Annotated in this window: 8 protein-coding genes; 7 read left to right on the forward strand and 1 reads right to left on the reverse strand. The window is 59.9% G+C overall.

The features are described 5' to 3' along the window. Nucleotides 1–100: 100 nt before the first annotated feature. From QE432_RS08695 to QE432_RS08725, 7 genes are all read left to right on the forward strand, one after another. Entirely contained in the window at nt 101–1498 is a 1398-nt protein-coding gene (locus QE432_RS08695; protein ID WP_060642799.1) for an NAD(P)/FAD-dependent oxidoreductase, read from the forward strand. Further along, on the forward strand, nt 1495–2757 hold the full coding sequence (locus QE432_RS08700; protein WP_060642717.1) for an NAD(P)/FAD-dependent oxidoreductase: 1263 nt from the start codon (nt 1495–1497) through the stop codon (nt 2755–2757). Before QE432_RS08695 ends, QE432_RS08700 begins: the two co-directional genes overlap by 4 nt. Further along, nucleotides 2757–4154 (forward strand): FGGY family carbohydrate kinase, encoded by a 1398-nt coding sequence (locus QE432_RS08705; protein ID WP_060642718.1) that lies wholly within the window; start codon nt 2757–2759, stop codon nt 4152–4154. The genes QE432_RS08700 and QE432_RS08705 overlap by 1 nt, the downstream gene beginning before the upstream one ends. 344 nt (nt 4155–4498) lie before the next feature. Then, nucleotides 4499–6904: a glucan 1,4-alpha-glucosidase gene (locus QE432_RS08710; protein WP_162736212.1), complete on the forward strand. Its 2406-nt coding sequence runs from the start codon at nt 4499–4501 to the stop codon at nt 6902–6904. A 36-nt stretch (nt 6905–6940) separates the two neighbouring features. Further along, on the forward strand, nt 6941–7945 hold the full coding sequence (gene gnd, locus QE432_RS08715; RefSeq protein ID WP_013761314.1) for a phosphogluconate dehydrogenase (NAD(+)-dependent, decarboxylating): 1005 nt from the start codon (nt 6941–6943) through the stop codon (nt 7943–7945). Further along, a complete protein-coding gene (zwf, locus tag QE432_RS08720) occupies nt 7942–9327 on the forward strand; it encodes a glucose-6-phosphate dehydrogenase (RefSeq protein WP_082546231.1) in 1386 nt (461 codons plus the stop codon). Before gnd ends, zwf begins: the two co-directional genes overlap by 4 nt. Before the next feature lie 35 nt (nt 9328–9362). Further along, complete coding sequence (locus tag QE432_RS08725) at nt 9363–10040, forward strand: ROK family protein (protein WP_306623788.1); 678 nt, start codon at nt 9363–9365, stop codon at nt 10038–10040. A 66-nt stretch (nt 10041–10106) separates the two neighbouring features. On the opposite strand, the gene QE432_RS08730 is transcribed toward QE432_RS08725, so the two are convergent. Beyond that, the gene (locus QE432_RS08730; RefSeq protein ID WP_306623790.1) at nt 10107–11885 is read right to left on the reverse strand and encodes a diguanylate cyclase; all 1779 of its coding nucleotides are present in this window, start codon (nt 11883–11885) and stop codon (nt 10107–10109) included. Between the last annotated feature and the right edge of the window lie 132 nt (nt 11886–12017).

The following is a 12017-nucleotide window of genomic DNA, read 5'->3' on the forward strand; positions in this document are numbered from 1 at the left end:
AAGCAGATCTCATTCATAGCCACGATCCGGCAAGGTGCATCGGCTCGATCCGTTGCGCCTGTTGATTTCGCTTTCGAACCACGAAAATAAAGGCAAGCCCATGGTCCAGAGCCTCTCCACAGCATTCGACGTCGCCGTTATCGGTGCCGGGGTGGTCGGTTGCGCGGTTGCCCGTCGTTTCGCACTGGCTGGTGCGAAGGTCGTGATCATCGAGAAGGGGTCCGATATTCTTTCCGGTGCATCGAAGGCCAACAGCGCTATCCTCCACACCGGCTTCGATGCGCCTGAAGGCAGTCTGGAACTGGAATTGGTGAAGGCAGGCCGGGCAGAATATCTGTCCATCCACAGGCAGATGGGCCTTAGCCTCGTTGAAACCGGCGCGTTGGTCTGTGCGTGGAATCCCGACGAGGCGCAAAGCCTGGAGGCGATCGCCGAGCAGGGGCGACGCAACGGCATTGCCGAGCTCGGTCTGCTCACGGCCCGGCAGGCCCGGGATTCCATGCCCGGCTTGTCCGACCGTCTTGTCGCAGCACTCGAAGTTCCGGGTGAACATGTCATCGATCCCTGGTCCGCGCCGCTGGGCTATCTTACGCAAGCGGTGGCGCTTGGCGCGCAGCTGGTGCGCAACGCCGAAGTCCTGTCCGGTGCGTTTGATGGCGCGTGGCAGATAGAGACGACGGCGGGTCTGATCCTTGCGGCGAGCGTTGTCAATGCGGCCGGATTGTTCGGCGATATCGTCGATGCGCGATTGGGGCTTGTCCCAGACTTCAACATCAAGCCTCGCAAGGGACAATTCGTCGTTCTCGACAAGGCCGCCCGTCGGCACGTGCCGCGCATCGTCCTGCCCGTTCCCACCGAAATCACCAAGGGCATCGTTGTGTGTCCAACCGCCTTCGGCAACGTTCTCATCGGCCCGACGGCGGAAGAACAGGATGACCGCGAGCGTGCGACGGTAGAAACGGCAGCGCTGGAAGCGCTGCTGACGCGCGGCAGGGAGATCGTTCCGGCACTCGCCTCCATTCCCGTGACCGCTATCTATGCCGGCTTGCGCCCGGCCTCCGAGAAGAAACATTACCGGATTTCCGCACGGCCGGACCTGCGCGCGATCACGCTTGGCGGCGTGCGATCCACCGGTCTCAGTGCGGCACTTGGTCTGGCGCAGCACGCTCTGGCGCTTCACGAAAGTTTCGGCATGCGCTTCATGCCCCCGCCCGCAGTGCCTCATGTGACGATGCCGAACCTAAGCGAAACCTGCGAGCGGGACTGGCAGCGCGCTGATCATGGCGAAATCGTCTGCCATTGCGAGCTTGTCACCCGCCGTGAGATCGAGGCGACATTTTCCAGCCCGGTGCCGCCGGGTGATTTCGGAGGTCTGCGGCGGCGCACCCGCGCCGGCATGGGGCGCTGTCAGGGATTTTACTGCAACGCCCGGCTGGCCGCGATGACGGGCGACCGTCTGGCTGTACCGCTTGCGGTCCGTCCGGGAGACGATCGATGAGCTCCCGGAAGCCTTTTCAGCAGACGCAAGAAAACATTCCGGATGCAGATGTAATCGTGGTCGGCGGCGGCCCGGCGGGCGTGGCGGCAGCGCTGGAGCTGAAAGCACGCGGCGTTGCGCGTGTGATGGTCCTCGAGCGTGAGCCAGCCCTTGGCGGCGCACCCCGTCATTGCACACATTCGCCTTTCGGCATGCGCGAATTCGGACGCGTTTATTTCGGCCCGGCCTATGCGCGACGTCTGCAGCGGCAGGCGCAGGATGCGGGCGTCGATGTCCGCACCCGTCATTCCGTGGTGGAACTCGGACAGGACGGTACGCTGCTGGTTACGTCTGCGCGCGGTGCGGAAACGTTGAAGGCCCGGCGCATTGTGCTGGCGACGGGCGCGCGGGAAAAACCACGCTCAGCGCGGCTCCTGCCGGGCGACCGGCCGGTGGGAGTGATCACCACTGGCACGCTGCAATCCTATGTCGCCTTTCATGGCATCATGCCCTTTCGCCGGCCGCTTATCCTTGGTTCGGAACTGGTTTCCTTTTCCGCGCTTCTCACATGCCTGACGCATGGCGCGCGGCCGGTGGCGATGATCGAGCCTGAGCCGGAACCGCTGGCGCGGTCGCTTTTCCGGTGGTTTCCGCGATTGGTCGGAGTGCCCTTTTATTGCCGCGCAACACTTGTGGACATTCGTGGGAGCGGTCGTGTCGAGGAGGCCGACATCCGGCTGGCAGATGGCCGTATCCTCACCGTCAAGTGCGATGGTGTTCTCCTCACCGGGCGGTTCACGCCGGAGGCAACGCTTCTGAACGCATCCCCTGTTGATGTGGCGGCGGGCAGCGATGGCCCTACGATCGATCAGGACGGCCGGATGGCCAACCCGATGTTCTTCGCCACGGGGAACGTATTGCGGGCCGTGGAAACGGGTGGCTGGTCGTTTCGCGAAGGCCGCCGCGTGGGTGCTGCCGTTGCCGACGATCTCACCCGCGAACTCTGCAACGCAAAGGCAGTGCGTATCGCTTTCGCCGACCCGCTCAAACTCGCGGTACCCACCATGGTGCGATCGGGGGGACTTGACCGGCCGGCTTTTCTCGATTTTCAGCTGCGCTTCATCAGACGTGTTCAAGGCAGGCTTTCGCTTCATCTTGATGGAACGGAAGTGTGGAGCAAGTCCGGCCGGTGGCTGCCGGAACGCCGTGTGCTTGTGCCCATTCCCCGCGCCGCCGTTGAGGCGACCCAGATTGCCTTTCACTTTCAGGAGACGAATTGATGCGCATAGCGGCGATCGATCAGGGAACGACGTCGACCCGATGCCTTGTGATAAGCGACGGTGGCACGGCGCAACTCGTCTCAAGCCTGCGTCATGCACAGTTCTATCCAAACCCCGGCCATGTGGAGCATGATCCGGAAGAGCTGTTGCGCAACATCCGCGCGGTACTGGCCGATGCCGGGCCGGTAGATGCGATCGCGATCGCCAACCAGGGCGAGAGTTGCCTGGCGTGGGATGCCGAGAGTGGGGAAGCGCTGTCGCCCGTCATCGTCTGGCAGGATGCCCGCACCGCCGAAGCCCTGGCCGCTCTGCCCCAATCGGCTGCGGAACGATCGAAAGAGATTTGCGGATTGCCGCTCGATCCCTATTTTTCGGCGAGCAAACTGTCGTGGTTGCTAAGGCACAATCCGGCGGTGGCACGGGCGAGAGCCGAAGGGCGGTTGCGCCTGGGCACAACCGACGCATTCTTTTTGGATCGGCTTGCAGGCTGTTTTCGCACCGACCTTGCAACGGCCTCGCGGACGGGACTGCTTGATCTGGCAACCGGTGCCTGGAGCCCGGAACTCTGCGCTCTTCATGGGGTGCCGCTGGATTGCCTGCCCGCAATCGGTCCTGTTAATGGCGGCTTCGGTTCCATCGAGGGAACGCCCATTCGCGTTTCCATCGTCGATCAGCAGGCGGCGCTCTATGGGCACGGTTGCCGCAAACCGGGCGATTGTAAGATAACCTTCGGCACGGGCGCCTTTCTGTTGGCCATCGCTGGTCACGAACGCCCGTTGTCGGGGGAGCTTCTGCCCACCATTGGCTGGCAAAAGCAAGGCGGCGCGGCCATTTTCGCCATAGAAGGCGGGGTTTATGACGCCGGTGCCGCGCTGGAATGGGCGCGAAAGATCGGCCTTTATGTTGACAATACCGAACTTGACGGTTTTGAGGGTTCATCGGCCGTTCGTCGTGGACTGGTGTTCGTGCCCGCATTTTCGGGCCTTGCCGCGCCATATTGGGATAGACAGGCCGTACCGCTTTTCATCGGCATGGACCACGCAACGGCGCGGAGTGACATGGTGCGCGCCCTGCTTGAGGGCATTGCCCTGCTGACGGTTCGGTTGATCGAAGCCGCGCAGACTTTCGTTCCCATCGGCGATACGATTTCGATAGATGGCGGCCTGTCGAACAGTCGCTATTTTGCCCGTTTCCTGGCCGCTGCCAGTGGTCGGACCATCTGCGTTCCGGCCATGCGCGAGTTGACGACGCTTGGTCTCGCGGAACTGTGCGATATCGATGTAACCGCCATGCGAAAAGATGCCGAGATATTCAAACCCGACGGATCGGTCGAAGAAGCGGATCACGCTCGCTTTGCACGCGCCATAGGCAATGCGAGGGGCTGGTCGGGCGGTTGATGTCCACTTGGAATAGCCGGTTCATCGGCAATATCTGTGTGATCCACAACGGCCGCCCGCTCTAGCGGCGGCTTGGTGGCTGAGCGTGTTGGTCCTGCAACCCAAAACCTCCACGCGCGGCGCGGCTTAAATTACCAAATCTTTAGTTGTGTACCAGTTCGCCAATACCTAGCTTTATGGCGAGGCTGCATCCGTTGTGGATATGAGCAAGGAACCGGTAAGCCCGTTTCCTGTTGTTATCCAGGAACAAAGCCTTGGTTCAAGGTCGAGATACCCGTCATGACTGCTCAGGACTGCAATTCGCGCCACTTTCGTCTGCCTCATCAGCGTAACCGAGACATTTCATGATGCGCACCGGACTGGATTTTGCACCGGGCGCGCCTGGCATAGAAGCGCGCTGGACTTCGAGCGCCAAAAACGGGGTCGGCACTGCGCTGTCGGAAGCATCGCCTATTTGGTTCACGCTCAGCCACGGCATTCTGAACGAGGTCTATTATCCGAGGATAGACAGTGCCTGCACCCGCGATCTCGGTTTTGTTGTCACTGGGCCTGAGGGTTACTTTTCGGAAGAAAAACGCGACTGCGTATCCGTCACCCGCCCTTTTGAAAGTGGAATTCCGGCATTTCACATTACCAATACGGCGACGGATGGCTCGTTCAGAATTGAGAAACAGGTGATCAGCGATCCCGCGCGGGCCAGTGTTCTTCAGCAGCTTTCGTTCATTCCCCTGAAGGGACAAATTTCGGATTATCGCGTGACTGCGCTGCTGGCACCTCATCTCGTCAATGCAGGCAATCTTAACTCGGCTTGGATTGGCGACTATGAGGGACATCAGGTCCTCTTCGCGACCGGCCGTTCACGATATCTTGCGCTTGTCTGCGATCTGCCTTGGCGGGCAGTCAGCGCCGGTTTCGTGGGTGTTTCCGATGGTTGGCAGCAGTTGCATCGGCACGGACGCATCGTTGAAGAGTACCAGCGAGCCGATGACGGAAATGTCTCGCTGGCAGGTGAGATCGACTTCAGTGATGTCAATGGCGCGGCAACATTGGCGCTCGGCTTTGGCGAGACGGAATATGCAGCGGCTGCGGCGGCCGTTTACAGTCTGAAGCATGGCTTTGAACGGGCGCACGAGGCCTACGTTGCCAACTGGCGCAACTGGCAAGACCGGCTGGAAACGCTCGACCGCGATACGCATCACGGCATCAATTCCTATCGGGTGTCGACAGCAGTGCTCGCCGCACATCGTGCCGCCGACCGGCCGGGCGCTGTTGTTGCAAGCCTTTCGATCCCTTGGGGCGCATCGAAGAGCGATGACGATCTCGGTGGCTATCACCTGGTCTGGCCGCGCGATCTGGTGGAAGCGGCCGGCGGATTTCTGGCGGCCGGCGATCACCATGAGGCGCTGGCGATCCTCAATTATCTTCGTCAGGTGCAGCAGCCATCGGGTCGCTGGCCGCAAAATCTCTGGCTGGATGGCAAACCCTATTGGCCGGGCGTACAGATGGATGAATGCGCCTTTCCGATCCTGCTGGCGGATATGCTGCATCGATATGGTCACCTGGATCATGCCACGCGGGCGGATTTTATGCCGATGATCCACCGCGCCGCAGCCTATATTCTGGCAAACGGCCCGACGACCGGGGAGGACAGGTGGGAAGAGGATGCCGGCTACAGTCCCTTCACCCTTGCCGTCGAGATCGCTGCGCTGCTTGCCGCTGCCGACCTTATCGATATGGACGGTGATGCTGCCGTAGCCGTACATCTACGGGAAACGGCTGATTGCTGGAACGAGCAGATCGAACAATGGACCTTTGCCGGTGACGAGACATTCTGCGCCGCGCTTGGCATTTCCGGCCACTATGTTCGCATCGCTTCGCCTGACGCGACCGATGTAGCTCGACCAGTCGGCGATACGCCCATCCGCAACCAGACGCCGGACCGTTCCACGCTGCCGACCAGCGACGTCATCAGCCCCGATGCGCTTGCCCTTGTTCGCTTCGGCCTACGCGCGCCTGACGATCCGCATATTCTCGCGACGATCAAAGCAATCGACCATTGCCTGCGTGCCGATCTGCCGCAAGGACCTGTATGGTATAGATATACGGGAGATGGATATGGTGAGCACGCCGATGGAGCAGCATTCGACGGCACCGGGCAGGGGCGGCCATGGCCGCTTTTGACCGGCGAACGCGCCCATTACGAGCTTGCTGCGGGAAGGCGGGAGGTGGCCGAAGCGCTGCTGGTAACGCTGGAGAAATCGGCGGGTGGGAACGGCCTTTTCCCCGAGCAGCTCTGGGACCAGCCCGACATCCCCGAATACGAGCTTTTCTACGGCCAGCCCTCAGGAAGTGCGATGCCGCTGGTCTGGGCGCATGCTGAACATATCAAACTTCTGCGGTCGCTTGCCGATGGTTCCGTTTTCGACATGCCGCCGCAGGGTGTGGAGCGCTACATCCTCAACAAGACGCCTTCCCACCTTCGGATCTGGTGTTTCAATAACAAGATTGCCGGGATGCCGGCCGGCAAGATGTTGCGGCTCGAACTGACGGATGATGCTGTCGTGCACTGGAGTGCAGATGGCTGGGTGACGACCAGCGACACCAGAACGATTGCTTCCGGCCTTGGCACATATTTCGTCGACTTGCCCGTTCAGGATATGGCGGCGGGCGACGCAATCGTTTTTACTTTCTTTTGGCCAAACACAGGGAATTGGGAAAACCAGGATTTCACCGTTCGCCTCGGCGAATGAAGTACATATCGCGCATTGGACAAATGGAGTGTCAGCATGCAGATCGGAATGGTTGGGCTTGGACGAATGGGCGCAAACATGGTGCGCCGTCTTCTGAAACAGGGTCATGATTGCGTGGTCTTCGACGTCAATCTCGACAATGTCGCAGCATTGGTGAAGGAAGGCGCAGTTGGCGCGACCTCGCCGGACGACCTGGTCGCGAAGCTGTCACCGCCACGCGCCGTCTGGCTAATGCTGCCGGCGGCAATAACGCCGAAAATTGCTCGTGACTTTGCCGCCAGACTGCAGGCGGGCGATGCCATTATCGATGGCGGCAACTCCTTCTACCGGGATGCCATCGATTTGGCGGCGGAATTTGCGCCCCGCAGCATCGACTTCATCGACACCGGTACATCCGGTGGCGTCTGGGGTCTGGAGCGCGGCTATTCTCTGATGATCGGGGGCCCGTTGGGTGCCGTGCAGCGGCTCGATCCGATTTTTGCTTCGCTCGCTCCCGGTGCGGGCCAGGGCATCGCGGCCGATCCCGTCACCGGCACGGCGCCAATGGGATATTTGCATTGCGGACCGTCAGGCGCAGGGCATTTCGTCAAGATGGTTCACAATGGCATCGAATACGGTGTCATGGCCGCCTATGCGGAAGGCCTGAACATCTTGAAAGCCGCGAATGCCGGCACGCAGCACCGGGAGGCCGATGCGGAAACAGCGCCGCTCGCCCACCCGCAATACTACCAGTTCGACATCGATCTTCCTGCCGTGACGGAGGTCTGGCGACATGGGTCTGTCATCGGCTCGTGGTTGCTCGATCTGACAGCGGAGGCGCTGAAGCAGGACCCTCATCTCGACCAGTATGGCGGGCGGGTGTCAGATTCAGGCGAAGGGCGCTGGACCCTTCAGGCGGCCGTCGAAACGGGTGTTCCTGCGCCTGTTTTGGCTTCTGCCCTATTCGAGCGCTTCTCCTCACGCGGTGAGGCGGAGTTTGCCGGCAAGGTACTCTCGGCCATGCGCAATGCCTTTGGTGGCCATCTGGAAAAAGCAAAATGAGGGCGCCGGCCATGGACAAGCAGCGATCGGACGTACTCGTGGTGTTCGGTGCCACCGGCGACCTTGCCTACAAAATGATCTTTCCTTCCCTTTACGCCATGGTGAAACGCGGCGCGCTTCAAACGCCAGTCATCGGTGTCGCCTTCGATGACTGGTCGCGCGATCAGCTGATCGCGAGGGCGCGCGACGCGGTTACCAGCCACGTCGACAAGATCGATGAAGCCGTCTTCGGAAAATTCGCTTCTCAACTGCATTACGTGTCCGGCGACTACCGTAACGAGGCGACATTCGAAAAGCTGCGCGCCGCACTCGGTGACCACGGTCATCCGCTTTATTACCTCGCCATTCCGCCGTCACTGTTTGAAACCGTCGTGACCGGGCTTGATAAGGCCGGGATAGCCGCCTCGGCACGATTGATGGTGGAAAAACCGTTTGGCCGCGATCTCGCCACGGCGGAGGCGCTGAACCAGTCGCTGCACGCGGTTTTCGAAGAGGACGCCATTTTTCGCATCGACCATTTTCTCGGCAAGGAGGCGATTCAGAACCTTCTTTATTTCCGGTTCGCCAATGCCTTTCTTGAACCGGTCTGGAACCGCGATCATGTTGAAAGCGTGCAGATCACCATGGCCGAGGATTTCGGCATCAAGGGACGCGGAAAGTTTTATGACGAGGTTGGATGCATCCGGGATGTGATCCAGAACCATCTCATCAACGTGCTGTTGCTACTGGCCATGGAGCCACCGGCAACAAGCGCTTCGGATGATCTTGTCGATGAGAAAGTGCAGATCCTCAAAGCCATGCCACCACTCAGCCGCGAGGATGTGGTGCGTGGCCAGTTCGACGGTTATCTCGATGAACCCGGCGTTGCGCCCGGCTCCAGCCGCGAGACCTTTGCCGCCGTGCGGTTTCGTGTGGCCACATGGCGCTGGAACGGCGTGCCTTTCTTCATCCGCGCCGGAAAGAACCTGCCTGCCCATGCAACCGAAGTTGTGGTGCGTTTCAAGCGGCCGCCGATAGCGCTTTTCGGCGATGTTGAGACGGCGGCCGCAAATTATGTGCGCTTCCGGCTCGGGCCAGATATCGCCATCGGCATTGGCGCGCGCCGCAAGGCTGCCGGGGACGGTATGCTCGGCGAGGCGGTGGAACTGGGCGCTGTCGATGACGGCATCGGCGACATGGCGCCTTATGAACGGCTGATCGGCGATGCGATGGCAGGCGAACGCCAGCTTTTCACCCGTCAGGATGCGGCAGAACTCGCATGGAAAATCGTTGAGCCCATTCTCGACGACCCGGCCGTGCCGCCACGCTATGCCGTAGGAAGCTGGGGTCCGGTCGAGATGGAGAGTTTCGCGCCGCCAGGCGGTTGGGTTGATCCGGAGTGACGCCCATGCCGGCAAATACCACGGACGGTAGTTCAATGACACAGGATCGGATCGTTCTAGCGATCGATATCGGCGGCAGCCACGTCAAGATCCGCTCAAGTGCCGGTGGCGACGAGCGCAAGGTCGAAAGCGGCAAGGCGATGACCGGGCCAGAAATGGTCATCGCCGTAACCGCCATGGCGAAAGACATGACCTATGACGTCATCGCCATGGGATATCCCGGTCCGGTCGTCCACAACAAACCGCTTCGCGAACCGGTCAATCTGGGTACAGGCTGGGTCGGTTATGATTACGCCGGCGCTTTCCGCTGCCCGGTTCGTATCGTTAACGATGCGCTGATGCAGGCAATCGGCTCCTATCAGGGCGGGCGCATGTTGTTTCTCGGTCTCGGAACAGGCCTGGGAGCTGCGATGATTGTCGAAAACGTGGCCCAGCCCATGGAGATCGCTCATCTTCCCTATCGGAAGGGCAAAACGTACGAGTACTATCTCCGAGAGGCGTATCGCGAAGAGAAGGGCAATGCCAAATGGCAAAAGCGCGTCACTGATGTCGTAGAGCGTCTGACTGCAGCCCTTGAACCGGATGAGGTGGTCATCGGCGGCGGTAATGTCGAAAAACTCGATACCCTGCCGCCCGGATGCCGCCGCGGAGACAATGCGCTTGCTTTCGAAGGCGGATTCCAGCTGTGGAAGAACCCGAACCTCATCGTCTAGCCGGTCAAATATGCCAGGTCGACTGCTGCTTCGATAACCACGCAATCGGTGCGGCGTAGCCTCTACCTAATCGGTTGGAGGCTTCTCGGCCGACACCCACTTGTTCCGGCCTGTCTGCTTGGCGCTCAAAAGAGCAGCGTCCGCTCGTTCCAGGACGCTGCTCACGGTTCCGGCACCCGGTGACGTTGCGATACCGATGGATATGGTGATCGAGTCAAGCAGACGGCCCCGGTAGGTGAAAGGTGCGCGCTCGACCGCGTGCCGGAGTTTCTCAGCAACCTTGATGGCATCTTCAATGCCCCCAGCCGGCATGAGCACAGTGAATTCCTCACCGCCGAAACGGAATAGTTCACCCAGATCGCCGACAGCTTCCGACAGCACCTGGGCGACATATTGCATCACCGCATCTCCGGCATCATGGCCAAACCGGTCATTGAAGCGCTTGAAATGGTCGATGTCGAGCATCAGACATGCAAGCGAATTGGTTGGCTTTTCAATATGCCTGTTCAGCGTCTCATCAAGCGATCGACGGTTCAAAAGACCGGTCAGGGCGTCTTGCCGTGCCATGCCAACCAGCCGCTGCCGAAGCTGGAGGTTTGCAACGGCAAGGCCTATATTTTCGGCGAGGAGTTCGAGATATAGCCGCTCTAACTCCAGCGTCTCGCTACTCTGCGGAATCTCAAGATATAATAAGCCGACGGTGTCGCCCAATGCGGTGAGTGGTATGCACAGGCCGGTTCCGAAACTGCCATGTAGGTGATGGCAGACAACATCGTCTCCGCCCGGGTTGCTGGCGTGGGGACGTCCGCGACGGAGAGCCCAGCAATCGTCTATCGAAAATTCCGGGGCGGAAAACGAAGGATCGGACCATTGTCCGGTCGATTGGAGAACCGAACTGTTTTCCTTGAGAACAAGCAGGCGGCCGGCAATGGCCGGGAAAATTTGCGGCATGAATTTCGAAACGACGTCGGACAATTCTTCCTGATTCTGGCAGGCCTGAATCCGATGCATCATCTGCAGGATCAGGTCCTTGATGCGTTGATTCCTGCGGTGCTCCGCGTCAAGCCGTTCCCGTTCCAGCCCGTTGCTGCGGAAGATCCTGATAGCCTGGTTCATTTCACCGATTTCGTCACGCCGGCCTTCGTCGGGCAGGTCGATACTGTAATCCTGCCGGGCAAGCCGCGTAACGATGTTGCTCATTTTGATAAGCGGCAAGGCAACGCGTCTGCTGAGGACAAAATAGAGTACGGCCACAAACATCAGGGCGGTGAGGGCAAGCATTGCCTTCGCGATTGATCCGTAGAAATCGCTTCGGTCTTTAGCCTGGTCAACCATCGCCTGCGATCGGGCCGCAATGGCTTCTCTCAGCGTCGCGACGGTTGTCAGCAGGTCCGTATGCAGTCGATAGTGCTCATCGCCGAACAGGACCTGCTGTGCATCGTTCTGGCGGCCGGATCGATAGAAACCGATTGCATCGCGCTCCATCTTGTCCAGTGCGTCGGCGCTCTTTCGGATTTCCTGAAATGAGCCTGCCTCTTGCGGCGAAACACCAAGAGCTGCGAGTTTGTCCAGGGTGTTTTCAAGGTGCTTTTCCTGATCTTCGTCGACGTAGAATTTTGCGAGATGTTGCTCGTCGCCTCGCATGACGTAAAGACGCGCCTCCTCGGTGCGCTCGTCCGCAATGATCGCCAGTTCTTCGGCGAGATCGGTCAGTTCGAGATGATTCTGGATTGCCACCCGCTCTTGAGAAGCGCTTCTGGCCGATAGAATGAATGTGGTCGCCGATACTGTCGTGAGCACGAGGGTGACAGCATAAGCCAGGTTCGTGATGGTACTAAGTCGCATGATGGCGCCGTATGCTTGCCGCACGGCATGAAAACCGGGTGCGGCGGGGTCCAATTTCAGATTCTGCTTATGTTAGGCCATCTCGTCAAACGGGAAGTCAACACGCGGTTAACCGTCAATATGATCTGTCGC

This window comes from Agrobacterium sp. SORGH_AS_0745 (assembly GCF_030818995.1).
Lineage (GTDB): Bacteria > Pseudomonadota > Alphaproteobacteria > Rhizobiales > Rhizobiaceae > Agrobacterium > Agrobacterium tumefaciens.

Bases quoted from the DNA above. Each gene is read 5' to 3' on its own strand.
- QE432_RS08695 (WP_060642799.1), top strand. From the start codon at position 101: ATGGTCCAGAGCCTCTCCACAGCATTCGACGTCGCCGTTATCGGTGCC.
- QE432_RS08700 (WP_060642717.1), top strand. From the start codon at position 1,495: ATGAGCTCCCGGAAGCCTTTTCAGCAGACGCAAGAAAACATTCCGGAT.
- QE432_RS08705 (WP_060642718.1), top strand. From the start codon at position 2,757: ATGCGCATAGCGGCGATCGATCAGGGAACGACGTCGACCCGATGCCTT.
- QE432_RS08710 (WP_162736212.1), top strand. From the start codon at position 4,499: ATGATGCGCACCGGACTGGATTTTGCACCGGGCGCGCCTGGCATAGAA.
- gnd (WP_013761314.1), top strand. From the start codon at position 6,941: ATGCAGATCGGAATGGTTGGGCTTGGACGAATGGGCGCAAACATGGTG.
- zwf (WP_082546231.1), top strand. From the start codon at position 7,942: ATGAGGGCGCCGGCCATGGACAAGCAGCGATCGGACGTACTCGTGGTG.
- QE432_RS08725 (WP_306623788.1), top strand. From the start codon at position 9,363: ATGACACAGGATCGGATCGTTCTAGCGATCGATATCGGCGGCAGCCAC.
- QE432_RS08730 (WP_306623790.1), bottom strand. From the start codon at position 11,885: ATGCGACTTAGTACCATCACGAACCTGGCTTATGCTGTCACCCTCGTG.